The sequence below is a fragment of the Nocardia sp. CA-145437 genome (assembly GCF_050956485.1).
Taxonomy (GTDB): Bacteria; Actinomycetota; Actinomycetes; order Mycobacteriales; family Mycobacteriaceae; genus Nocardia.
Genome location: NZ_CP191204.1, coordinates 6,646,358 through 6,668,707, shown reverse-complemented (window position 1 = coordinate 6,668,707; position 22,350 = coordinate 6,646,358). Strand labels below are relative to the sequence as shown.

The 22,350-nt window shown below is 68.6% G+C and carries 22 protein-coding genes; 15 read left to right on the top strand and 7 right to left on the bottom strand.

The features are described 5' to 3' along the window. Positions 1 to 3 precede the first annotated feature (3 nt). Complete coding sequence (locus ACQPYY_RS30750; protein WP_379092404.1) at positions 4 to 456, bottom strand: MerR family transcriptional regulator; 453 nt, start codon at positions 454 to 456, stop codon at positions 4 to 6. Between the two features lie 129 nt (positions 457 to 585). Between ACQPYY_RS30750 and ACQPYY_RS30745 the strand changes: the two genes are divergently transcribed. Beyond that, entirely contained in the window at positions 586 to 789 is a 204-nt protein-coding gene (locus tag ACQPYY_RS30745) for a hypothetical protein (RefSeq protein WP_357091136.1), read from the top strand. A 25-nt stretch (positions 790 to 814) separates the two neighbouring features. Here the strand turns inward: ACQPYY_RS30745 and ACQPYY_RS30740 are convergent, their stop codons facing one another. Next, positions 815 to 1,306 carry a SixA phosphatase family protein gene (locus ACQPYY_RS30740; RefSeq protein ID WP_379092408.1) on the bottom strand — a complete coding sequence of 164 codons (492 nt, stop codon included), beginning with the start codon at positions 1,304 to 1,306 and terminating at the stop codon, positions 815 to 817. A 229-nt stretch (positions 1,307 to 1,535) separates the two neighbouring features. Between ACQPYY_RS30740 and ACQPYY_RS30735 the strand changes: the two genes are divergently transcribed. Further along, the gene (locus ACQPYY_RS30735) at positions 1,536 to 3,203 is read left to right on the top strand and encodes an FAD-dependent oxidoreductase (protein WP_433591934.1); all 1,668 of its coding nucleotides are present in this window, start codon (positions 1,536 to 1,538) and stop codon (positions 3,201 to 3,203) included. 146 nt (positions 3,204 to 3,349) lie between these two features. Here ACQPYY_RS30735 and ACQPYY_RS30730 read toward each other — a convergent pair whose 3' ends face one another. Beyond that, positions 3,350 to 4,105, bottom strand: a complete 756-nt coding sequence (locus ACQPYY_RS30730; RefSeq protein WP_433591933.1) for a hypothetical protein — start codon at positions 4,103 to 4,105, stop codon at positions 3,350 to 3,352. Between the two features lie 176 nt (positions 4,106 to 4,281). Then, positions 4,282 to 5,061, bottom strand: a complete 780-nt coding sequence (locus ACQPYY_RS30725) for an acyl-[acyl-carrier-protein] thioesterase (RefSeq protein WP_433591932.1) — start codon at positions 5,059 to 5,061, stop codon at positions 4,282 to 4,284. Between the two features lie 241 nt (positions 5,062 to 5,302). Here ACQPYY_RS30725 and ACQPYY_RS30720 point away from each other — a divergent pair, with 241 nt between their 5' ends. The 3 genes from ACQPYY_RS30720 (at position 5,303) to ACQPYY_RS30710 (ending at position 9,674) form a co-directional block, all read left to right on the top strand. Next, positions 5,303 to 7,225, top strand: a complete 1,923-nt coding sequence (locus ACQPYY_RS30720) for a protein kinase domain-containing protein (protein ID WP_433591931.1) — start codon at positions 5,303 to 5,305, stop codon at positions 7,223 to 7,225. A 213-nt stretch (positions 7,226 to 7,438) separates the two neighbouring features. Continuing rightward, entirely contained in the window at positions 7,439 to 8,413 is a 975-nt protein-coding gene (locus ACQPYY_RS30715) for an NADPH:quinone oxidoreductase family protein (protein ID WP_433591930.1), read from the top strand. A gap of 148 nt (positions 8,414 to 8,561) precedes the next feature. Further along, positions 8,562 to 9,674 (top strand): winged helix DNA-binding domain-containing protein, encoded by a 1,113-nt coding sequence (locus tag ACQPYY_RS30710; protein ID WP_433591929.1) that lies wholly within the window; start codon positions 8,562 to 8,564, stop codon positions 9,672 to 9,674. Here the strand turns inward: ACQPYY_RS30710 and ACQPYY_RS30705 are convergent, their stop codons facing one another. Next, the gene (locus ACQPYY_RS30705) at positions 9,675 to 10,193 is read right to left on the bottom strand and encodes an Lrp/AsnC family transcriptional regulator (protein ID WP_379095708.1); all 519 of its coding nucleotides are present in this window, start codon (positions 10,191 to 10,193) and stop codon (positions 9,675 to 9,677) included. A gap of 163 nt (positions 10,194 to 10,356) precedes the next feature. Here ACQPYY_RS30705 and hppD point away from each other — a divergent pair, with 163 nt between their 5' ends. The 7 genes from hppD to tuf all read left to right on the top strand — a co-directional run bounded on the left by hppD (position 10,357) and on the right by tuf (position 17,455). Then, entirely contained in the window at positions 10,357 to 11,562 is a 1,206-nt protein-coding gene (gene hppD, locus ACQPYY_RS30700; protein ID WP_379092429.1) for a 4-hydroxyphenylpyruvate dioxygenase, read from the top strand. Positions 11,563 to 11,631: 69 nt separating this feature from the next. Further along, positions 11,632 to 12,162, top strand: coding sequence for a DUF3558 domain-containing protein (locus ACQPYY_RS30695; protein ID WP_433591928.1), 531 nt, complete (start codon positions 11,632 to 11,634; stop codon positions 12,160 to 12,162). Positions 12,163 to 12,173: 11 nt separating this feature from the next. Continuing rightward, a complete protein-coding gene (locus ACQPYY_RS30690) occupies positions 12,174 to 12,737 on the top strand; it encodes a DUF3558 domain-containing protein (protein ID WP_357281732.1) in 564 nt (187 codons plus the stop codon). Between the two features lie 278 nt (positions 12,738 to 13,015). Beyond that, on the top strand, positions 13,016 to 13,390 hold the full coding sequence (gene rpsL / locus ACQPYY_RS30685) for a 30S ribosomal protein S12 (protein ID WP_014353064.1): 375 nt from the start codon (positions 13,016 to 13,018) through the stop codon (positions 13,388 to 13,390). Beyond that, entirely contained in the window at positions 13,390 to 13,860 is a 471-nt protein-coding gene (gene rpsG, locus ACQPYY_RS30680; protein WP_040813378.1) for a 30S ribosomal protein S7, read from the top strand. Before rpsL ends, rpsG begins: the two co-directional genes overlap by 1 nt. A gap of 182 nt (positions 13,861 to 14,042) precedes the next feature. Continuing rightward, complete coding sequence (gene fusA / locus ACQPYY_RS30675; protein ID WP_379092437.1) at positions 14,043 to 16,148, top strand: elongation factor G; 2,106 nt, start codon at positions 14,043 to 14,045, stop codon at positions 16,146 to 16,148. 116 nt (positions 16,149 to 16,264) lie between these two features. Beyond that, positions 16,265 to 17,455, top strand: coding sequence for an elongation factor Tu (gene tuf / locus ACQPYY_RS30670; RefSeq protein WP_328602995.1), 1,191 nt, complete (start codon positions 16,265 to 16,267; stop codon positions 17,453 to 17,455). 155 nt (positions 17,456 to 17,610) lie between these two features. Here the strand turns inward: tuf and ACQPYY_RS30665 are convergent, their stop codons facing one another. Together ACQPYY_RS30665 and ACQPYY_RS30660 are read right to left on the bottom strand one after the other, a co-directional pair. Then, positions 17,611 to 18,393 carry a glutamate racemase gene (locus ACQPYY_RS30665; RefSeq protein WP_433591927.1) on the bottom strand — a complete coding sequence of 261 codons (783 nt, stop codon included), beginning with the start codon at positions 18,391 to 18,393 and terminating at the stop codon, positions 17,611 to 17,613. 95 nt (positions 18,394 to 18,488) lie between these two features. Next, positions 18,489 to 19,682, bottom strand: a complete 1,194-nt coding sequence (locus tag ACQPYY_RS30660; RefSeq protein ID WP_433591926.1) for an NAD(P)/FAD-dependent oxidoreductase — start codon at positions 19,680 to 19,682, stop codon at positions 18,489 to 18,491. Between the two features lie 157 nt (positions 19,683 to 19,839). On the opposite strand from ACQPYY_RS30660, the gene ACQPYY_RS30655 reads away from it, so the two are divergent. From ACQPYY_RS30655 to ACQPYY_RS30645, 3 genes are all read left to right on the top strand, one after another. Continuing rightward, positions 19,840 to 20,193 carry an SPW repeat protein gene (locus tag ACQPYY_RS30655; RefSeq protein ID WP_357091167.1) on the top strand — a complete coding sequence of 118 codons (354 nt, stop codon included), beginning with the start codon at positions 19,840 to 19,842 and terminating at the stop codon, positions 20,191 to 20,193. Between the two features lie 162 nt (positions 20,194 to 20,355). Next, entirely contained in the window at positions 20,356 to 20,970 is a 615-nt protein-coding gene (locus tag ACQPYY_RS30650) for a TetR/AcrR family transcriptional regulator (protein ID WP_433591925.1), read from the top strand. A 178-nt stretch (positions 20,971 to 21,148) separates the two neighbouring features. Further along, complete coding sequence (locus ACQPYY_RS30645; RefSeq protein WP_433594771.1) at positions 21,149 to 22,294, top strand: lipase family protein; 1,146 nt, start codon at positions 21,149 to 21,151, stop codon at positions 22,292 to 22,294. Positions 22,295 to 22,350: the final 56 nt, after the last annotated feature.

Here is a 22,350-nt window from a genome sequence, read left to right as displayed (position 1 = left end):
CTCTCAATCCCCTTGGTTTGCACTGCTCTTCGCCCGGACCGGCGGTGGTGCGCAGACCGGGCCGCTCTGATAGAGCGCGATCTTGCGGTCGAGGACCACCAGCGTCGATCGGAGTTCCTCGATCTGCGCCAGCACCTCCTCGCGGGTCCGGCGGAACATGGCGAGGCGCTCCGGGAAGGTGTGGTCGCCCTCGCGCACCAGCTCGGCGTAGCGGACCATGTCGGCCACCGACATGCCGGTGCTGCGCAGCTTGCCGATGAACGCGAGCCACTGCAGGTCGCGGTCGCTGAAGCGGCGCTGACCGGAATGGTCGCGATCCACGTAGTCCATCAGCCCGATGCGCTCGTACCAGCGCAGCGTGTCGCGGGTGAGCCCGCTGTGCTCGGAGGCTTCGCCGATCGAATACCGCGGTCGCTCGAAGTCCACGGTGTCGCTCGCCGCCGGTGCTGCGTTCATCGGTCTCGCCCTCCTGTGCCGAACCCCGGTATCGACGCTACTGGGTTGGAGTGCACTCCAAGCAAGGGCTGGGCGCGCGAAGATTCGAACGGTCGGCGAATCGGCCGATTCCGGGCCTACCCTGGGGGCATGCCTGGAAAAGACATGGATCGGATCAGAGCGCGATCGGCTCTGGAGACGGCCAAGGAACAGCCGGTGATCACGGCCATCGCCGTCCTGCCGGTGGTGGCGGTGCTCGGTGTCGTGTGGGCGCTCGCGGGTTTCGGCTGGGCGCTGCTGCTCCTGCTGATCATGGCGGGAGTCGTGGTGTGGAAGGGCAAGCTATTCGGCTGAGCCCGAGCCCACCCGGCCCGGGCGGCTAACGCGGCACGTGGAAACGCACCAGCTCACCCGTGCCCGGGTCGGCGTCTGCCCACGGCCGGTCGAATTCGAGCACGGCCAGCGCCGAGGTGGGGAACTTCTCGCTCATCTCCCCGGCCGGACCGGAGTTCCGGTTGGCTGCCAATTCCCATGCGGTCCAGGGCATTCCGGGGGAGTGGCCGACCAGCAGCAGGGTCTCCACGCCCGGATCGGTGAGCTGCACCAGTTCGATCAGGGTGTGCGGGGACGCCTCGTAGATCGACGTCTCGTAGGACACCGGCGCGGTGACCTCGGTGGCCGCCAGCGTCTCCCGGGTCCGGGTCGCGGTCGAGCACAGCACGGCGTCGATCTCCGGCTGGGTGGCGCGCAGCCACTCGCCCGCCAGCGCCGCCTCGCGCCGCCCGCGCGGGGCCAGGGGGCGGTCGTGGTCGGCCACGCCCTCGGGGTATCCGGACTTGCCGTGCCGCATCAGGATGAGAGTCCGCACCATACGCACTACGGTAGGTGTCCTCGAGCGGAGCCCGGAGACCGGACTCACAGCGGTGCGTGCCAGGTGCCGCCGCGAGACACTGCTCACACTCGAGGCACACTGGTGGTTGGCGGCACACAGCTGTGCCGACACCCGTTGGAATGCCGCCTATATTAGAACGTGTTCTACCGACCCTGCTCGAACCCCGAGCGGAGTAGCACCACGCGACAGTTTCGAGGATCTGCGAGATATGGCCTATGTGATCACGCAGCGTTGTTGCAACGACGCCAGCTGCGTACCCGAGTGTCCGGTCGATTGCATTCGTCCCACGCCCGAGCAACGCGAGTTCGCGACGACGGAGCAGCTCTACATCGACCCGGATACCTGCATCGACTGCGGCGCCTGCGTCGACGCCTGCCCGGTCGACGCGATCTTCTCCGAGGACGATCTGCTCGCCTCGCTGGGGCGGTTCCGCGATATCAACGCCGCCTACTTCCAGCGCCACCCGCTGGAGTCCAACTTCGAGCCGCTGGTCGCCCCGACCCGCGCGCCCAAGGAGCTGGGCACGCTGCGCGTCGCCATCGTGGGCGCCGGCCCCGCGGCCTGCTACGCCGCCGAGGAGCTACTGCGCCGCGCCGACGTCGAGGTGGAGCTGTTCGACCGGCTGCCCACGCCGTACGGCCTGGTGCGCGCGGGCGTCGCGCCGGACCACCCGGGCACCAAGTCGGTGGCCAACCTGTTCGAGTCGGCCTTCCGGCGCGAGGCGCTGCAGTACCGGCTGAACGTGGAGGTCGGCAAGCACATCTCGCACGAGGAGCTGCTCGGCCACCACCACGCGGTGATCTACGCCGTGGGCGCGGCCACCGACCGCCGCCTCGGCGTCCCCGGTGAGGACCTGCCCGGCAGCCACTCCGCCACCGAGTTCGTGGCCTGGTACAACGGCCACCCGGACTTCGCCGACCGCGAGTTCGACCTGTCCGGCGAACGCGCCGTCATCGTCGGCAACGGCAACGTGGCGCTCGACGTGGCCCGCGTGCTGACCGTGAATCCCGACGAGCTGGCCAAGACCGACATCGCCGACCACGCCGTGGATGCGCTGCGCCGCAGCAACATCAAGGAGGTCGTGGTGCTGGGCCGCCGTGGCCCGCTGCAGGCCGCCTACACCTCGCCGGAGTTCCTGGCGCTGGCGCACCTGAAGGGCGTCGACATCATCGTCGACCCCGAGGACCTGGTCCTGGACCCGGCCTCGCAGGCCGAGCTGGACAGCCCCGAGGTCGAGCCCTCGCTGCAGCTCAAGTACACCCTCGCCCAGGAATACGCCGCCGGTGCCCGCAACCCGGACAACAAGCGCATCGTGTTCCGCTACCTGGTCTCGCCCACCGCCGTCACCGGTGAGGGCAAGGCCGAGGGCGTGGAGTACGTGCACAACGAGCTGGTCGAGGAGAACGGCCGCACCGTGGCCCGCGCCTCGGACCGCACCGGCAGCCTGGAGGCGTCGCTGGTGCTGCGCTCCATCGGCTACAGGGGCGAGCCGGTCGCGGACGTGCCGTTCGACGAGTCCAACGGCGTCATCCCGAACGACAAGGGCCGAGTCCTGGCCGACGGCAATCCCGTTCAGGGCGTGTATGTCTCCGGCTGGATCAAGCGCGGCCCGCGCGGCGTCATCGGCTCCAACCGGGTCGACTCGACCGAGACCGTCGATCAGATCATCGAGGACTACACCAACGGCAAGCTGGCCGCCCCGCAGGGCGACCGAGCCGCTCTGGACGCGCTGCTCGCCGAGCGTCAGCCCGACCAGATCGGCCGCGAGGGCTGGAAGGCCATCGACGCCGCCGAGAAGACCGCGGGCAAGGCCGCCGGTCGCCCCCGCGTGAAGTTCACCAGCGTCGAGGACCTGCTGAAGGCCGCCAAGGGGTAACCCAACTTTCGGGACTCCCAGGAGCTCCGCCCCCGAACCCCGAGGGATACCAGGGGTGCGCTCTCAGAGCATCGGTGGCCTCGCGCCATGACACTGCGGCCCCACCCGAATCGGGTGGGGCCGCAGTCGTTTTCGTGGGTACGGGTTCAGTTGCCGAGGTTGATGACCAGGCCATCCTTGGCGCACATGGACGGGACGGCGGGGTTGCCGGGGACGGCGTTGCAGGACCAGCCGTCAATGGTGGCCACATCGGTGTTGCTGACCTGCCGTACGTACTTGGTGGCCACGTTGATGGCCTCGGTGCAGCCGACCCGGCCGGCAGCGGTGCCGACGGCGATGACGGTGCGGGTGCCGCCGCCCGCGTCGGTCACGGTGCCGCAGTTGGCGTCCGCGATCGGGGCCTCGCTGGTGGTGGTCGGCGGGGGCGTGGTGGTCGGGGGCGCGGGCGGGTTGGGGGCCGCGCCGCCGCGCAGGCCGATCAGGAAGCCCTCCTTGAAGCAGAGGTGCGGGACCGCGGCGTCGGGCTGGGGCCGGCAGGTCCAGCCGTCCACCTGGGCGGCGTCGCCGGTGCGGGTGGCCTGCACGTAGCGGGTGGCGACGGTGATGGCTTCGGTGCAGCCGGGGACGCCGCCGGAGCTGGCGTAGGCGATCACGTTGGCGCTCTGGCCGTTTGCTCCGGTAACCGGTCCGCAATCGACATCGGCGGCGGTCTGGGTGGTGGGCACCGGCGGGTGCGTCGGGCCGGGACGCTCGGTGGTGGTGTCGCCCGGCGCGGTGGTGCTGCTTGCCGCGACAGTGGTCGACGTGGTGTTCTTCGACGAATCCTGGGAACTGCCACAGGCCGTCATCCCGACGACCAGCGCGGGCGCGGCCACGAGCAGCGCGATGTGAGCGAATCGCATGGCGAACGATCTCCTGTCCCCGATCACCACCCCTGGGCGATCGACCTGCCGCTCAGTGTCGCAGGCAAACGTTCAGCGAACGCATCGTGGCGCGGGGAATGTCGCCGGAGGTCAATCGATTTCGCAGTTGTGACACCGCGGCGCAGCTGCGCAACGCGCCCGCCGCCGGGGCCGGCTCAGGCGCCGGGCAGCGGTCCGATCCGCACCGCGGTGGTCGTCACCCCGCCCACCACGAACCACAGCCGCAGCGAGGCGGGATGCCCGGCCCGGTCGCCCGGCTCGTACCGGCTGCGCACGCTCACATGCTGGCGGGCCAGCACCGGCGCCACATACTCGATGACGGCGCGATGCGGCCCGGCCAGCAGCTTCGGGTAATCCACCAGGTACTGCTCCACCGCCTGCCAGTAGGCCGCGTTGTTCACGTGGTTGTACTGGTCGATATCGGTGGCGCGGACCGGGAACGGCAGGTCCACATTCGATTCCGGCGGGGTGGGGTCGGTGAGCCAGGGCCGCCAGCGCAGCCGGTGCTCATCGGTGGTGCGGGCGAGTTCGGCCAGGCCCTCGTCGCTGATCCGGGTCGGCATATTGGTGAACTCGTTGATATTGATCCAGAAGCCCTCGGTCTCGATCAGACCGCCGTTGTCGCTGGTGATGCGCACCCGCATATTGGTCCAGCGGGTCGACATGGCCGAGCACCAGCGGCGCAGCTCCACCCGGTCCGGCCAGTGCACGGGCCGGACCACGTCCACCACCGTGCGCCGCACGATCCAGGCCGGATCGGTGCGGTGGAAGAAGCCGGATTGCATTTCCTCCCAGGCGATGTCCTGGAGGTAGCGGGCCGTGGCGTCGAATCGCAGCCGCTGATACGGGTCCACATCGCCGGCTCGCACCGGCCACGCGGAAGCGAAGCCCATGCCCTCCTGGGGAAGCGGGGCGAGTGGCTCATCGAGTGACACTGGTGCTCCTCGCGCTGCACGGTGTGCCGCATGTCTATCCAGCGGCGCCGGGGGTGCGGCGCCTGCTGACCGAAGTCGGTGACATGACTCTACGGGGCTCGCGGTACCCGTTCGCGCCGAGTCGAAGGAATGCCGGTGCGCTGTTCGAAGGAATGACACCGGGCCGTGCGCCCCGTAGCCTTTCCAGGTGTATCTCCGGTGGGTTCCCGGAGTGCATCCGGCAGTAGGGAGGACGACGCGGGTGGCCGCAGGGGAGAGGGCTGGTTCGCGGTTCGGGCAGTACGAACTGCGGCGGCTGCTCGGGGTCGGCGGCATGGGCGAGGTCTACGAGGCCTACGACACCGTGCGCGACCGGGTGGTCGCCGTGAAACTGCTCGATGTGGACCTGGCCCGGCAGCCCACCTACGTCGAACGCTTCCGCCGGGAATCCCGCACCGCCGCCAAACTCCAGGAACCCCACGTCATTCCGGTGCACGACTGGGGTGAGGTGGACGGGGTCCTGTTCATCGACATGCGGCTGGTCCGCGGTCGCGACCTCAAGGCCTACCTGTTCGAGGAGGGCCCGCTGCCGCCCGAGCGCGCGGTCGCGGTGGTGGAGCAGATCGCCGCCGCCCTGGACTCCGCGCACGAGAGCGGCCTGGTGCACCGCGACGTCAAACCCGCCAACATCCTGCTCACCGGCGACTTGTTCGCCTACCTGGTGGATTTCGGCATCGCGCACACCGAATCCGACGTGCAGCTCACCCAGACCGGCAATGCCATCGGCTCCTTCGCCTACATGGCGCCGGAACGGTTCGAGCACAATGCCTCGGTCTCGCCGAGCGCCGACATCTACGCGCTGGCCTGCGTGCTCTACGAATGCCTGACCGGCGGCCCGCCCTTCCGGGTGACCGGCAATCTGGCCAATATCCGCGCCCACATGCTGACCCCGCCGCCGCGCCCCAGCGTCCGCACCGGCGTCCCGGTCGGCCTGGACCAGGTGGTCGCCATCGGCATGGCCAAGGAGCCCGGCCGCCGCTACGCCACCGCGGGCCAGCTCGCGCGGGCCGCCCGGGCCGCGCTGATGCGCGCCGCGCACGGCGAACCGACCCGCACGACGGTGCCGCCCGCTCCGCCGACCATCGGCAATCCGGCGGTCCCGCCCGGGCATTCGGAACCGCACTACCTCGAGAATCCTTCGGGCCCGGCCGATCCCGCACGCCAGATGAATCCGCCGGTCGGCGGCCCCGCGCGGAGCGCCGACCCGTCCGGTCCCGCGCGGAGCGCCGACCGGTCCGGTCCCGTGCGGAGCGCCGACCCGTCCGGTCCGGTGCGGCATCCGTCCGGACCGCAGCCGCACCCGTCTGTGCCTGTGGACAATTCGCGTGCCGCACACGCGTTCCCGGCGGGGCCTGTGGATCACTCCCGTGGGATGCCTGTGGACAACTCTCGGGTCGGCCCTTCGGCCGGTCCGGTGGATTACTCGCGCGGAGACCAGGTCCCGGGGCAGCCGTCTCCGGTCGCGCCGGGCAACGTCGATCCGACGGTGCTACGGCAGACCGTCGCCGGACAGTCCGGGTACCTCCCCGGGTTCGTCGATCAGTCCGTGCCGCGCGAACATCCTTCCGCACCATTGCCGTTGCCGGCCAAGGACCGCGGTTCGCTGCCGCTGGTGGTGGGCGCCCTGCTCGGCGTGGTCCTGGTGCTGGGGTCGGTACTGGCCTGGGTACTGTTGTCCGGCAACGACTCCGGTGACAGCAAGGACTCCGCCACCGTCACCACGACTCACGCGGGAAACAGCGCGGGTACCTACACGTCGCCGACGATGGCCCCGACCACCACGCTGGTCCCGCTCAGCGCGAACGTATCCAACTCGGACGCACAGGGTTTCGACTCGAGCCCGCGTTGCGGTTCGAGCGATCCCGCCATGGTCATCGGCCGTACGGAGCGTTCGCGCCTGGTCGTATGCCGCAACGCCGCCGGCCGCTACTACTACAAGGGCCTGCGCATCAGTGATGGCGCGACCATCCAGATCAACGATCCGGTGCCCGACGGCAACGGCGGCTTCACCGTCACCAACCCGACGGACGGCACCCAGTACCGCATCACCGCGTACGGCCTGGTCATCACCAAGGACGGTCAGGTCGCGGCCAACGAATCCATGATCGAGTACGCCCACCGCTGAGCGAACCGGCTTGTGAAGTACGCGGTGGCCAACGGCTTCCAGCCACCGGATGTATGGTGGCGATGCGCGACGTGACGACTGATTTCGTGGCGCTTGGGGTAACTCCCCGGGTACGTCCAGAACCAGGTTCGCACCCGACGCAAGTACGGATGCAGGACAGCCGACGGCGCTCAGCCGCCCGCTGAAGGTACGGAGAGGCGGTGGAGTTCGCGAATGCGCGCAGCCGTGGTGAGCAAGCTGGAAGGCCCGGAAGTGATCGAGGTTCTCGATATCCCGGAGCCGGTCGCCTACCCGGGCGGTGTCGTCATCGACGTGCACGCCGCCGGGATCGCCTTCCCCGACGTCCTCATGACTCGCGGGCTGTACCAGATGAAGCCGCCGCTGCCCTATGTCGTGGGCTGCGAGGTCGGCGGCATCGTGCGTGAGGCTCCCGAGGGCTCGCATGTCCAGGCCGGGGATCGGGTGATCGCGCTGACGCTGCTGGGCAATGCCGCCGCCGAGGTCGCCATCGCTCCGAACGACATGGTCTTCAAACTGCCCGACAACGTCTCCCTGGAGTCCGGTGCGGGCGTGCTGTTCAACGACCTGACCGTGCACTTCTGCCTGCGCAACCGCGGCCGCCTGGCCCCGGGCGAGACCGTGCTGGTGCACGGCGCGGCGGGCGGTATCGGCACCTCCACGCTGCGCATGGCGCAGGCGCTGGGCGCGGGCCGGGTGATCGCGGTGGTCAGCACCGAGGAGAAGGCCGAGGTCGCGCGCGCCAACGGGGCCACCGACGTGGTGCTCACCGACGGCTGGCTGGCCGCGGTCAAGGAACTGACCGGCGGCCGCGGCGTCGACATCGTGCTGGACCCGGTGGGCGGCGACCGCTTCACCGACAGCATCCGCTCGCTGGCCTCGGGCGGCCGCGTCCTGGTGGTCGGCTTCACCGCCGGCGACATCCCCACCGTGAAGGTGAATCGCCTGCTGCTCAAGAACGTCGAGGTGATCGGCGCGGCCTGGGGCGAATGGGTCATGACCCACCCGGGCTACCTGCGCGAGCAGTGGGAGGAGGTGGCGCCGTTGCTGGCGAACGGCAAGATCACCCCGCCGGAGCCGCAGATCTATACCCTCGCGCACACCGCCGAAGCCGTCTCCGCGCTGGACAAGCGCACCGCCACCGGCAAGGTCGTCGTCACCCTGCGCTGAGCGGGGACGGCACCCTCGTGCAGGACGAGGGCCTCACCTCCGTGTGGACGCGAGGCCCGCAGCGTGGTGGACGCGAGTTCCCCGCGCGCTGACGTGGGCGTCGTCCGGTGCGGGCGTGACAGGTTCGGGTCGCGTAGCGTCACGAAACGTGAAGCTGTCCAATCGGGTTCTGAATCGCACCTTGCTCGAACGCCAGCACCTGCTGGAGCGGTCCACGCTCGGCGTGCACGAACTGTGCGATCACCTCGTTGGCCTGCAGGCGCAGGACATGCTGCCGCCGTTCGTCGCCCTGTGGAGCCGCGCAACCGATTTCGACCCGGCCGCGGTATCGGCGGCGCTCGACGACCGCTCCCTGGTGCGAATCACCTTGATGCGCGGCACCATTCACCTGGTCACCCCGCGGGACGCGCTGCGCATCGCCCCGCACATCCAGCCGGAGCTGGAGAAGATCCCGTTCCGCAAGGGCTTCAACTACGGCGCCCTGGTCGGCCTGGACCCGGAAGAGGTTCGCGCCCACGGCGAATCGGTGCTGGGCGACGACCCGACTCCCGCCGCCACCCTGCGCGAGCACGCCGCCGCGCGCTATCCCGACCGCGATCCGGGCGCGATCGTCCAGGCCTGGCTCTACCAACTGCCCGTCCTCCAGACCCCGCCCCGCGGCCGCTGGGGCGACAGCAGCCGTCCGGTCTGGTCCCGCGTCCAGCCGTGGCTCGGCGCACCCCTCGACCCCGGCTACCCCCTGGAAGAACTGCTCCTCCGCTACCTGCGCGCCTTCGGCCCGGCCACCACCATGGACATGCAGACCTGGTCCAAGCTGACCGGCATGAAAGCCGCCGTCGCGAAACTGGGCGACCGCGTCCGCACCTACACCGACGACCGCGGCCGCACCCTCTACGACGCCGCCGACGCCACCCTGGCCGACCCGGACACCCCCGCCCCCGTCCGCCTGCTCGGCTGGTACGACAACGCCCTGCTGTCCCACCAGGACCGCACCCGCATCGTCCCCGACGGCAACGCCCCGCCGCTGCGCGCGTTCGCCAACCAGGTCTCCCCGATCCTGGTCGACGGCTTCCTCTCCGGCGTCTACAAGGTCTTCACCAAGGGCGACACCGCGGCTGTGCGGATCAGCCCGCGCGCGGCGTGGTCCAACGCGGACCGTGCCGCGGTGGAGGCGGAAGCCGGTGCCCTGCTGGCCTTCTCGGAGCCGGATCGCACCCCGGCCGTCGAGATCCTCGATCCCGGAGCCGACCTGCGCCCGTGATCAGTGCGCGGCTCGGTAGGCCGGGGCCTTGCTCGACCCCGTCGGCGTGAGCGTCCGCAGCAGCGGCAGCGTGCGGTGGGGGACCACCGTGGACAACACCACCACGCTGTGCGACCGCACCACCGAACTGGTCCGGTCGATGCTCAGCAGCACCGCCTGCAACCCGGCGTGCGAGTCCGCGCCGATCCGGCACAGCACGTCCCCGGAACCGGTGGTCGCGTAGGCCTCGAGCACCCCCGGAATGGCCTCGAGGTCGATGGCGACCGCGTCCAGCGCGCCCTGCGCGATCTCCAGGGTGACGAAGGCCTGCACGTCGAAACCGGCCGCGGTGACGTCGATCTGCGGGTCGTAGGAGGAGATCACCCCCGCCTCCTCCATGCGCGCGATGCGGGACTGCACGGTGGCGCGGGCGACCCGGGTGCGGCGGGAGAGTTCCAGGATGCCCGCCTTCTGGTACTCGTGCATGGCGGTGAGGATGGCCAGGTCGAGTTCATCCAGCCGGGCGGGCGTGCGGGACATCGCGGAGCCTCCACTCATGGGGTCGAGCGGAGCCTCCGCTCGTGAGTTCGCTGCTATTCAAATTGTCCAGCACCGGGCAGCGGATGGTGGTGCGATTCACCACAGTGTTCAGTGAATTTCGGCGATATTGCCTAGTGGCGACCGGTGGGCTTTTCCTGATCACATGAGCATCGACGCAGGACACCAGCGCCCGCGGTCCGGCGACCTGCCCGGCGACGACGAACTGCGCCGCCTGGTCGGCCTGATCGACCACGACGCCGCCGCGGACCCCTTCCCCGTGCTGGGCTGGGACGCGCTGGTGTGGGTGGTCGGCAATGCCACCCAGACCGCGCACTACCTGCAGTCCGCGTTCGGCATGCGGCTGGAGGCCTACTCCGGGCCCGAGACCGGCAATCGTGACCACAAGGCGTTCGTGCTGCGCAGCGGCGGCGCCCGCTTCGTGGTGCGGGGCGCGGTGGACCCGGCCAGTCCGCTTGTCGCGCACCATGATCGGCACGGGGACGGGGTGGTGGACATCGCGCTCGAGGTGCCGGACGTGGACCGCTGCATCCGGCGCGCCCGCGCCCAGGGCGCGACCGTCCTGGTCGAACCGCACGACGAGGGCGACGAATACGGGGTCGTCCGCTCCGCCGCCATCGCCACCTACGGCGACACCCGGCACAGCCTCATCGACCGCTCCCGCTACTACGGCCCCTACCTGCCGGGCTATCAGCCCCGCCGATCCGGGTACGCCCCGCGCCCCGGGCAGCCGGCGCGCATCTTCCAGGCCATCGACCACGTGGTCGGCAATGTGGAACTCGGGCGGATGGACCAGTGGGTCGAGTTCTACCGGCGCGTCATGGGATTCGAGAACATGGCCGAATTCGTCGGCGACGACATCGCCACCGACTACTCGGCGCTGATGAGCAAGGTCGTGGCGAACGGCAATCACCGGGTCAAGTTCCCGCTCAACGAACCCGCCCCGAGCCGCAAGCGCTCCCAGATCGACGAGTACCTCGAGTTCTATCGCGGCCCCGGCGTCCAGCACATCGCCCTGGCCACCGGCGACATCCTCACCGCGGTCGACGTGCTGCGCCGCGAGGGCATCGAATTCCTCGACACCCCCGACAGCTACTACGAGGATCCGGAACTGCGCGCCCGCATCGGCCACGTCCGGGTCCCGGTCGCCGAACTCCAGCGCCGCGGCATCCTGGTCGACCGCGACGAGGACGGCTACCTGCTCCAGATCTTCTGCAAGCCCGTCACCGACCGCCCGACCGTGTTCTTCGAGCTGATCGAACGCCACGGCTCCCTCGGTTTCGGGAAGGGAAACTTCAAGGCCCTGTTCCAGGCGATAGAGCGTGAACAGGACGCGCGCGGAAACCTCTGAACAGCAAAGCAACACGACCGCAAACCCTGGCGACGAGCCGGACCCGGCAAAACCAGTAGAGTTCAGGCCATGCGAATGGCGTCAGCGATCGTCGCGGGGTCGGTCCTCGCCTTGCTGCTGTCGGCGTGTGGGGGAGCCAAGGATTCCGAGGACGCTCCGGGGTTGCGCACGCCGCCCAAGGTGGCGACGCTGGGCCCGTTCGTGGGGGAGTGCGGTCACCTCACCGACGACGAGGTCCGGGACCTGGGTGGTCTGGGCAGCCTCACCACCGTCTTCAAGAACTCCACCGGCTGCAATTGGCAGGCGGGTGGAATCAGTTCCTCCAGCGTGACTTTCGCCTCGTACCGCGGCAGTCCCATCGATCGTGAGAAGGCGTGGGTGGCCAGCGTCGGCCGCACCCCCGCCAGCATCGAGGTCGGCGGGCGCAAGGGCTTCCAGGCGCTGGACCCCAGCAACGCGGTCTGCGATCTCGCGGTGCAGCTCGACGACGACTTCTTCGAATGGTCCATCTCCTACGGCGCGTTCGGCAGCGGCAATCTCGGCAACCCCTGCGATCGCACCCGCAAGATGGCCGAACTGACCGTGCAGCGGCTCGGATGAGGGGGACCGCCATGCCGCGTCGCAGCAAGCTGGCCGTCGCCGCGTCCGTGCTCGCCCTGACCGCGGCCCTGGCGGGCTGCGGCAAGACCGTGCCGGGCACCGCGCTGCCCGCGGGCGGCACCACCGGTACCGGCGGCGCGCCCCGCATCAACACCAACTTCGACAAGCTGCTGCGCGAATGCCAGGTGGTCGCGGTCGACGACATCGGCAAGGCGGTCGGCGACAACATGTATGTGGAGCCGTCGTTCAACGGCGCGGTCTGCATGTGGAATCTGACGGGCGGCGCCGCGGGCAGCGGCATGGTCACGCTCAGCTGGTACGAGCTCGGTTCGCTGGCCAACGAGAAGGCCAACAACGACCGCCTGAAGTATGTGACCAACGACATCACCGTGCAGGGCCGGCGCTCGCTCGAGACGCACCGCCCGAACGATCCGGACTCGTGCGGTGTGAGCGCACCGGCCGCGGATACCGGCATCGTCGGCTGGTGGGTCAACTACCGCAACGGATCTCGGCACGCGGACCCCTGTGAAGCGGCTCGCAAGCTGGTGGAGTTGACGTTGAATCTGGCCCGATAAGGGCTCTACCAGCCCCGGCGGGGGGACCCTCTTTTGCCCCCCATGGAGCCCGCGGGTATCGTGGACCGCTGTGCCCGGAAGCATTCGGGCAAGTTGATGCGCAGTACGTAGGCCAGCGAGAGCGGCTGACCTTTTCAGCGTGCCTTGAAAAGGGCTCCGAGCTGCGTACGACACGCCCGACCCCGTGGCGGCGAAATGCCGCGGGAACTGGGCGGAAAGCTCGAATGACAAAGACATGAAGTTCCAGACACCTGGTTACTAATAAGGAAAGCCGGTCTATGCCAACCATCAACCAGCTGGTCCGCAAGGGTCGCCGCGACAAGGTCGCCAAGACCAAGACTGCGGCCCTCAAGGGGAGCCCGCAGCGTCGTGGCGTGTGCACCCGCGTGTACACCACGACCCCGAAGAAGCCGAACTCCGCGCTCCGTAAGGTCGCGCGTGTTCGCCTGACCAGCGCGGTCGAGGTCACGGCCTACATCCCCGGTGAGGGCCACAACCTCCAGGAGCACTCGATGGTGCTCGTGCGCGGCGGTCGTGTGAAGGACCTCCCGGGTGTGCGCTACAAGATCATCCGCGGCTCGCTCGACACCCAGGGTGTCAAGAACCGCAAGCAGGCCCGCAGCCGCTACGGCGCCAAGAAGGAGAAGAGCTAATGCCGCGTAAGGGTCCCGCTCCCAAGCGTCCCCTGATCAACGACCCGGTCTACGGCTCGCCCCTGGTGACGCAGCTGGTCAACAAGATCCTGCTGGACGGCAAGAAGTCCACCGCCGAGCGCATCGTCTACGGCGCCCTCGAGCAGGCTCGCGAGAAGACCGGCACCGACCCGGTCGTGACCCTCAAGCGCGCGCTGGACAACGTCAAGCCCGCCCTCGAGGTCAAGCCCCGTCGTGTCGGTGGCGCCACCTACCAGGTGCCGGTCGAGGTCCGTCCGGGCCGCGCCAACACCCTGGCGCTGCGCTGGCTGGTCAATTACTCCCGCGCCCGTCGCGAGAAGACCATGGTCGAGCGTCTGGCCAACGAGCTGCTGGACGCCAGCAACGGCCTGGGCGCTTCGGTGAAGCGTCGTGAGGACACCCACAAGATGGCCGAGTCGAACCGGGCCTTCGCGCACTACCGCTGGTGACCTGTGGCCCGGCCCTCCGTTCGGAAGTGCCGGGAGACGAGTCACATGTCGGGCGCGACAGCCGAGCTGTTCGCAAGCGAGGCACTTACGCGTCGCGCCCGACGTTGACACCGAGGGCTCAGGGAAAAACTCCCTGGCTCATCCCGTTGAATCCCAACTAGCTACGAGCGGGGAAGATTTCCGTGGCACAGGAAGTGCTCACCGACCTGAACAAGGTCCGCAACATCGGCATCATGGCCCACATCGATGCGGGCAAGACCACCACCACCGAACGCATCCTGTTCTACACCGGTATCACGTACAAGATCGGTGAAGTTCACGATGGCGCCGCCACCATGGACTGGATGGCGCAGGAGCAGGAACGCGGCATCACGATCACGTCCGCCGCGACGACCTGTTACTGGAACGACAACCAGATCAACATCATCGACACCCCCGGCCACGTCGACTTCACCGTCGAGGTGGAGCGTTCGCTGCGCGTGCTCGATGGCGCCGTCGCCGTGTTCGACGGCAAGGAAGGCGTCGAGCCGCAGTCCGAGCAGGTGTGGCGTCAGGCCGACAAGTACGACGTGCCGCGTATCTGCTTCGTCAACAAGATGGACAAGCTGGGCGCTGACTTCTACTTCACCGTTCAGACCATCAAGGACCGCCTGGGCGCGAAGCCGCTGGTCATCCAGCTGCCGATCGGCGCCGAGGACACCTTCGAGGGCATCGTCGACCTGGTCGAGATGAACGCCAAGGTCTGGAAGGGCGAGACCAAGCTCGGCGAGCAGTACGAGGTCGTCGAGATCCCGGCCGATCTCGCGGAGAAGGCCGAGCAGTACCGCCAGGAGCTGCTCGAGACCGTCGCCGAGTCCGATGAGGCCCTGCTGGAGAAGTTCTTCGGCGGCGAGGAGCTCTCGGTCGAGGAGATCAAGGGCGCCATCCGCAAGATGACCGTCAACTCCGAGCTCTACCCGGTGCTGTGCGGTTCCGCGTTCAAGAACAAGGGCGTTCAGCCCATGCTCGACGCGGTCGTCGACTACCTGCCGTCGCCGCTGAACGTCGAGTCCGTGCAGGGTCACGTGCCCGGCAAGGAGGACGAGGTCCTGACCCGGAAGCCGTCCTCGGACGAGCCTTTCGCGGCCCTCGCGTTCAAGATCGCGACCCACCCGTTCTTCGGCAAGCTGACCTACGTCCGTGTGTACTCCGGCAAGGTCGACTCCGGCGCCCAGGTCATCAACGCGACCAAGGGCAAGAAGGAGCGTCTGGGCAAGCTGTTCCAGATGCACTCCAACAAGGAGAACCCGGTTCCCGAGGCCGTGGCCGGCCACATCTACGCGGTCATCGGTCTGAAGGACACCACCACGGGTGACACCCTGTGCGATCCGCAGAACCAGATCGTGCTGGAGTCCATGACCTTCCCGGACCCGGTCATCGAGGTGGCCATCGAGCCGAAGACGAAGGCCGACCAGGAGAAGCTGGGCACCGCGATCCAGAAGTTCGCGGAGGAGGACCCCACCTTCAACGTGAAGCTGGACCAGGAGACCGGCCAGACCGTCATCGGCGGTATGGGTGAGCTCCAGCTCGACATCTACGTCGACCGCATGAAGCGCGAGTTCAAGGTCGAGGCCAACATCGGTAAGCCGCAGGTGGCCTACCGTGAGACCCTGACCAAGACGGTGGACAAGTACGAGTACACCCACAAGAAGCAGACCGGTGGTTCGGGTCAGTTCGCCCGTGTCATCATCGCGCTTGCTCCGCTGGTCGACGCCGAGGACGGCGCCACTTACGAGTTCGAGAACAAGGTCACCGGTGGCCGCGTTCCTCGTGAGTACATCCCCTCGGTCGACGCCGGTATCCAGGACGCCATGCAGTACGGCGTGCTCGCCGGCTTCCCGCTGGTGAACGTGAAGGCTTCGCTGCTCGACGGCGCCTACCACGAGGTCGACTCCTCGGAAATGGCGTTCAAGATCGCCGGCGCGATGGCCCTCAAGGAAGCGGCCCGCAAGGCCGGTCCGGTGATCCTCGAGCCGCTGATGGCGGTGGAGGTCACCACGCCCGAGGACTACATGGGCGAAGTGATCGGCGACCTGAACTCCCGCCGTGGCCAGATCCAGGCCATGGAGGAACGCAGTGGTGCCCGTGTCGTCAAGGCGCTGGTTCCGCTCTCGGAGATGTTCGGCTACATCGGTGACCTGCGGTCGAAGACCCAGGGCCGGGCGAACTTCTCGATGGTGTTCAATTCGTACGCGGAGGTTCCGGCCAACGTGTCGAAGGAGATCATCGCCAAGGCGACCGGCGAGTAATTCGCTGTCGGGGCGGATTCTCGAGAGTCCGCCCCGCGTGGTCGTCGAACGACCCCCTGTAATACAAACCGCACTGCTGCAAAAAAGCACGCACTAACTAGTCCAGGAGGACCACAGTGGCGAAGGCGAAGTTCGAGCGGACGAAGCCCCACGTCAACATCGGCACCATCGGTCACGTCGACCACGGCAAGACCACGCTGACTGCCGCGATCACCAAGGTGCTGGCTGACACCTACCCGGACGTGAACGCCGCGTTCGCGTTCGACCAGATCGACAAGGCGCCGGAGGAGAAGGCTCGTGGTATCACGATCAACATCTCCCACGTCGAGTACCAGACCGAGAAGCGCCACTACGCGCACGTCGACGCCCCCGGTCACGCGGACTACATCAAGAACATGATCACCGGTGCCGCCCAGATGGACGGCGCGATCCTGGTCGTGGCCGCCACCGACGGCCCGATGCCGCAGACCCGTGAGCACGTGCTGCTCGCCCGCCAGGTCGGCGTGCCCTACATCCTGGTCGCGCTGAACAAGTCCGACATGGTCGACGACGAGGAAATCCTCGAGCTCGTCGAGATGGAGGTCCGCGAGCTGCTGGCTTCGCAGGAGTTCGACGAGGATGCCCCCGTCGTGCGCGTCTCCGGCCTGAAGGCGCTCGAGGGCGACCCGAAGTGGACCGCGTCCGTGCTGGAGCTCATGAACGCCGTCGACGAGTCGATCCCGGACCCGGTCCGTGAGACCGACAAGCCGTTCCTGATGCCGATCGAGGACGTCTTCACGATCACCGGTCGTGGCACCGTCGTCACCGGTCGTATCGAGCGCGGTGTGATCAACGTGAACGAGGAAGTCGAGATCGTCGGCATCCGCGAGAAGTCGCAGAAGACCACCATCACCGGTGTCGAGATGTTCCGCAAGCTGCTGGACCAGGGCCAGGCGGGCGACAACGTCGGTCTGCTGGTTCGTGGTCTGAAGCGTGACGACGTCGAGCGTGGTCAGGTCGTCGTGAAGCCGGGCACCACCACCCCGCACACCGAGTTCGAGGGCCAGGCGTACATCCTGTCGAAGGACGAGGGCGGCCGCCACACCCCGTTCTTCAACAACTACCGCCCGCAGTTCTACTTCCGTACCACGGACGTGACCGGCGTCGTGACCCTCCCCGAGGGCACCGAGATGGTCATGCCCGGCGACAACACCGAGATGAGCGTCAAGCTGATCCAGCCGGTCGCCATGGACGAGGGCCTGCGTTTCGCGATCCGTGAGGGTGGCCGCACCGTCGGTGCCGGTCGCGTCACCAAGATCATCAAGTGATTCGCTGAATCATCTGGTGATTCCTTGAATCGCTGACAGACGGCGTCGCTCCGAAAGGGGCGGCGCCGTTTGCCTTTTCGGCGTCTCCCGAGTCGCCGCATGCGAAAGGGCCGCTTCCCTCGGGGGGAGCGGCCCTTTCGTGTGTCCGGGAGTGGTCAGGAGGCGGTGAGCCGGTCCTCGCAGGTCGCGCCGAGCAGGCGGCCGGATTCGAAAGCCGCTGCGGCGGAGGGCAGTCGGGCCGGACGCCCGGAGGCCAGGATGCGGACGGCGCCCGCTCCCGCGGTGGGCCGTCCGAGCGCGTCCAGGCGGCGCAGGGTCTGCCCGGCCACGGCCTCGGCGCTGTCGAAGACGCGCACCCCGGCGGGCAGCGCGGCGAGGATGTCGTCGAGGACGAGCGGGTAGTGGGTGCAGCCGAGCACGATGCCCTCGGTGTCGGCGGGGGTGCGGGCGGCGGCGTCGGCGATGGCCTCGGCGATGACCGGGAGGTCGCCGCGGTCGATGGCGTCGGCGAGCCCGTGGCAGGCGACCCCGGTGACCTCGGCGTCACCGCCGAACTGCGCGATCAGCCCGGCCTGGTAGGCGCTGCCGGTGGTGGCGGCGGTCGCCCAGACGGCGACCTTCGCGCAGGCGGCCGCGGCGGGCTTGATGGCGGGCACGGTGCCGATCACCGGCACCTCGGGCCCGACCATGGCGCGGACGTGTTCGAGCGCGGTGACGCTGGCCGTATTGCAGGGCAGCACAATGACTTCCGCGCCCTCGCGCAGGGCGAGGCGTGCGGTGTCCAGCACCCGGTCGATGACCCATTGCTCGGGCTTGGGGCCCCAGGGCGCGCCGTCGGGGTCGTTGAGCAGCAGCAGGTCGAGATCGGGCCGCAGCTTCCGCAACCAGGCGGCCGTGGGCAGCAGCCCCAGTCCGGAGTCGATGAGCGCGACGATCACACCATGCACGGTAGTGAAGGCACCGGCCTGATCGCGAACCGCGGGTCGGAATGTCGTGGTCGTCCGGGTGTAGCCGAACGGTTCCCGGCTCCGGTTCAGCCCGCGGTAGCCACCGGCTGCAGGTTCGCGGCGAGTTCGCCGCGGGCCTTCATGACCTTGCCCGCCATGCTCGCGCCGACCACGGCGACCAGCGTGCCCGCGCGGCGGTAGTGGGCCAGGAACTTGCGGCCCTTGTCCTCCACGATCTCGATCTCGTCGGCCAGCGCCGGGATGCCGAGCACCTGGATCTTCATGTCGTACTGGTCGCTCCACACGTACGGCACCTGGATCTCGGCCGGGGCCTCGCCCAGCAGCGCGGCGGCCAGCACCTGCGCCTGCTCACCGGCATTGGTCCAGTGCTCGACGCGCTTGTTGCGGCCGATGGCGTGCGGCCAGGCGGCCACGTCGCCGAGCGCCCAGACGCCGGGGATCGCGGTGCGCCCGGTCTCGTCGGCGAGCACGCCGCCGCCGTCGGCGGGCGCGGCCAGCGGAATGCCGGAGCCGTCGAGCCACTCGGTGACGGGCGCCGAGCCGATGCCGATGACCACCAGGTCGGCGTCGACGACGCTGCCGTCGGCGAGCCGGACCCCGCTCACCGAGTCGCCCTCGGTGACAAGCGTTTCCACCCCGACACCACAGCGCAGCTCGACGCCTTCGGCCTCGTGCAGCCGGGCCACCAGCGCGCCGACCCTCTCACCGAGCGCGGCGTGGAGGGGAGTGGGCTGCGGTTCGACGATGGTGACGTCGAGCTCGCGCGCCCGGAAGGCGGCCGCGAGTTCGCAGCCGATGAAGCCGGCGCCCACGATGACGGCCTTGCGGGCCGAGCCCAGGTGTTCGCGCATCGCCGCGGCGTCGTCGTGCGAGCGCAGCACGTGCACGCCGGAGACCTCGGGCAGTCCGGGGATGCGGCGCGGCCGCAGCCCGGTGGCGATGACCAGGGCGTCGTAGGCGGCTTCGGTGCCGTCGGAGAGCCGGACCCGGCGCGCGTCGGTGTCGACGCCGGTGGCGGTGACGCCCAGGCGCAGCCGGATGTCCTGTTCGGCGTAGAACTCGGCGGGCCGCAGCGCGGTGTCGTCGGTTTCGCCGCGCATGTACTGCTTGGACAGCGGCGGCCGGTCGTACGGGGCGTGGTTCTCGTCGCTCAGCAGGGTCAGTTCACCGGTGTAACCGGCACGTCGGAGCTCCTCTGCGGTGCGCAATCCCGCGAGTCCACCACCGACAATTAGAACCTGTTCTACCGAGTGCGACATGTGCCCACCTTAGCGGTTCCCCGAGGCCCGCACCGACGTGTCGGCCGTCACACCCGAGATGCGGCCCAATCGTATCCGGGGATTTATTGATCGGGCGGTCAATCAGGATTACAACGGGATCAGAACATATTTCCTGGCCTTTCAAAGGAGGCATTCCATGTTCACCGTGAGTCGCGCGGAGCACGCCTTGACGTTCGTGCTCGGCGTAGTAGCCGCGCTGTCCCCGATCTGGGTGGCGCACAGCGATCGCGCACTGTGGACCCTCGTCGTGCTCGGTGTGCTGATCGCACTCGCGGGCCTGGCGCAGTTGCGCGATATGGGTACCGCGATGACGGGCCGAGCGCTCGGCGTCCTCGGTGTCCTGATGTTCATCTCCCCGTGGGTGATGAACTTCCACTCCTACAGCAACGCCTCCTGGGTCGCATGGATCGTGGGCGCGTTGACGGTCGTGGTCGCGTTGGCCGAGATGCCGGAGGTTGCGGGCCGATTCGGCACCGCGGCGCACCACTGACCGGGTCGCGGCGCGCCGGCCTCGTTCTCCTGTGAAGGGCGGGAGACCTCACGAGGCCGGCGCGTCCTTCCGGTGTTCCAACCGCGCGATATGCTTGTTCCCTACGTCCGCCCGACCGGTGGCGGCCGCCTCCGCTTCGAAGCGTGAGGAGGAAGTCGAGCAGTGCCTGCACCACGGAAGCGTCGCAGCAAGAAGGTCGACGGGGACGCTCGCCAGCTCATCCTCGACGCGGCGGAGAAGCTGTTCGCGGCCAATGGTTTCGACGCCACGGCCACCGCGGCCATCGCCGAGGCCGCCGGGGTGCCCAAGGGCCTCGTCTTCTACTACTTCCCGACCAAGGACGCGATTCTGTCGGCGCTGATGGCCGAGCGCGTCCCGCCGGAGCCGATCGACGACATCTATTCGGTGGTGGTGCCGGGTGATCCGGCCAAGAGTCTGGTCAATATGGATGCCGCGCTGAATCTGCGCGATCATCATTCCTCGGTATTGCGCGTCATCATGTGGCGCGAGGCCGATACCCATCCGGATGTGCGCAAGCAGTTGCGCCGCATGCGGGATCAGCTGCTGGACGCGACCGCGCGGGTGCTGGCGGCGAGTGCGCCGGGCCCCGTGCAGCCCGGGACCCTGCGGGCCTGCGCGGCGGCGTGGGTGTCGGCGATGCTGGCGATCGCGAGCACGGATCGGTTGCACGCGCTGGACGGGCTGCCGTTGCCGACGGCCGACGAGATCCTGAATGTGGCGAACGTGGTGGCCGCGGGCATGACCCAGATGGGTTGAGTTCGCCGCGACAGCATGTTTGCTGGCGTGTCGCTATTTCTTCTCCAACCTTCGCAAACCACACTCGTTGTGGGGCAGGCATGCGATTCTCACTGCGAAGTTCGTGGAGGAACTGGTGAAAGCCAAGCTGTTGCTGCGTATTTTCGGATTGTTCTCGGCGGGTCTGGCTCTCGCGGCGATGGCGCCCGCGGCGTACGCGGATCCGATCTATCCCGCGCCCGACCCGGATCCGTTCTACGCGCAACCGGCCGATATCGCCGACCACGCGCCGGGTGACGTGCTGGCGACGCGGCCCATGCCGCCGCTGCTGATGTTCCCCGGCACCACGGTCACCATGGTGAAATTCCGGTCCACCGGTTCCGAGGGCGGCCCCATCGCCGCGGTCACCACGGTGCTCACACCGCAGGAGCATCAGCCGGGCGGGCCGCTGCTGTCCTATCAGCACATCATCAACGGCCTCGGCGCGCAGTGCGCGGTATCGCGGGTGCTGTACACCAGCGATCCGAATCTGTATGTGAAGGAAGCCGTCGCCCTGAACGTGGCGCTGCGGCGCGGCTGGTCGGTAGCGCTGCCGGACCACCTCGGACCGAACTTCGCTTACGGCGCGGCCAAATTGGGCGGCCAGATCACCCTGGACGGGATTCGCGCGGCCAAGCGGACACCGGAACTGGGCCTGGGCGAGAGCCGGGTCGCGATGGCCGGATACTCCGGCGGCGGCATGGCCACCGCGTGGGCGGCGGCGCTGGCCCCGCACTACGCGCCGGAACTGGATATCGCGGGCGCGGCCACCGGCGGCGTGCCGATGAACCTGGAGAAGATGGTGCGCCAGCTGGGCTTCCAGCCGCATCCGGCGTTCGGGCTGGCCATGGCGGCGGCCATCGGCCTGGAGCGGGAGTATCCGGACCGGCTGCCGATCAGCACCCAGATGAACGCCGCGGGCCTGTCCGCCCGCAATGCCATGGCCAATGGCTGCACCAACGAGATCATGGCCATCGGCGCGGGCCACAGCGCGCGCGAGTTCGCGGCCAGCACTTCGCTGATCGACGATCCGACGGTGATATCGGTGCTGCAGGAGAACAGTCTGGAGCTGTACGACGGTGTGCCGAATACGCCGATCTTCGAATGGCATTCACCGACCGATCCGCTGATCCCGGTGGACGCCATCGTGAATACCGACCGCCGGTACTGCGCGGCGGGGGTGCCGGTCGAGGTCAATCTGAACTCGTCGCCCGAACACCTGTCCGCGGCGGTGCTGGGCCTGCCCGCGGCGCTGGACTGGGTGGACGCCCGGTTGCGCGGCGAACCGGCTCCGACCACCTGCTGAGCCGACCCGCCGCCGGGTGGCGCATGCGTCAATGCCCCAATACCGTTGGTCGTGAG

Excerpts from the sequence above, each read along its gene's own strand:
- ACQPYY_RS30735 (WP_433591934.1), top strand. The coding sequence starts at position 1,536 with ATGGCCTATGTGATCACGCAGCGTTGTTGCAACGACGCCAGCTGCGTA.
- rpsG (WP_040813378.1), top strand. The coding sequence starts at position 13,390 with ATGCCGCGTAAGGGTCCCGCTCCCAAGCGTCCCCTGATCAACGACCCG.
- rpsL (WP_014353064.1), top strand. The coding sequence starts at position 13,016 with ATGCCAACCATCAACCAGCTGGTCCGCAAGGGTCGCCGCGACAAGGTC.
- ACQPYY_RS30715 (WP_433591930.1), top strand. The coding sequence starts at position 7,439 with ATGCGCGCAGCCGTGGTGAGCAAGCTGGAAGGCCCGGAAGTGATCGAG.
- ACQPYY_RS30695 (WP_433591928.1), top strand. The coding sequence starts at position 11,632 with ATGCGAATGGCGTCAGCGATCGTCGCGGGGTCGGTCCTCGCCTTGCTG.
- ACQPYY_RS30750 (WP_379092404.1), bottom strand. The coding sequence starts at position 456 with ATGAACGCAGCACCGGCGGCGAGCGACACCGTGGACTTCGAGCGACCG.
- ACQPYY_RS30690 (WP_357281732.1), top strand. The coding sequence starts at position 12,174 with ATGCCGCGTCGCAGCAAGCTGGCCGTCGCCGCGTCCGTGCTCGCCCTG.
- ACQPYY_RS30730 (WP_433591933.1), bottom strand. The coding sequence starts at position 4,105 with ATGCGATTCGCTCACATCGCGCTGCTCGTGGCCGCGCCCGCGCTGGTC.
- ACQPYY_RS30645 (WP_433594771.1), top strand. The coding sequence starts at position 21,149 with ATGGCGCCCGCGGCGTACGCGGATCCGATCTATCCCGCGCCCGACCCG.
- ACQPYY_RS30655 (WP_357091167.1), top strand. The coding sequence starts at position 19,840 with ATGTTCACCGTGAGTCGCGCGGAGCACGCCTTGACGTTCGTGCTCGGC.
- ACQPYY_RS30740 (WP_379092408.1), bottom strand. The coding sequence starts at position 1,306 with ATGGTGCGGACTCTCATCCTGATGCGGCACGGCAAGTCCGGATACCCC.
- ACQPYY_RS30745 (WP_357091136.1), top strand. The coding sequence starts at position 586 with ATGCCTGGAAAAGACATGGATCGGATCAGAGCGCGATCGGCTCTGGAG.
- ACQPYY_RS30705 (WP_379095708.1), bottom strand. The coding sequence starts at position 10,193 with ATGTCCCGCACGCCCGCCCGGCTGGATGAACTCGACCTGGCCATCCTC.
- ACQPYY_RS30660 (WP_433591926.1), bottom strand. The coding sequence starts at position 19,682 with ATGTCGCACTCGGTAGAACAGGTTCTAATTGTCGGTGGTGGACTCGCG.
- hppD (WP_379092429.1), top strand. The coding sequence starts at position 10,357 with ATGAGCATCGACGCAGGACACCAGCGCCCGCGGTCCGGCGACCTGCCC.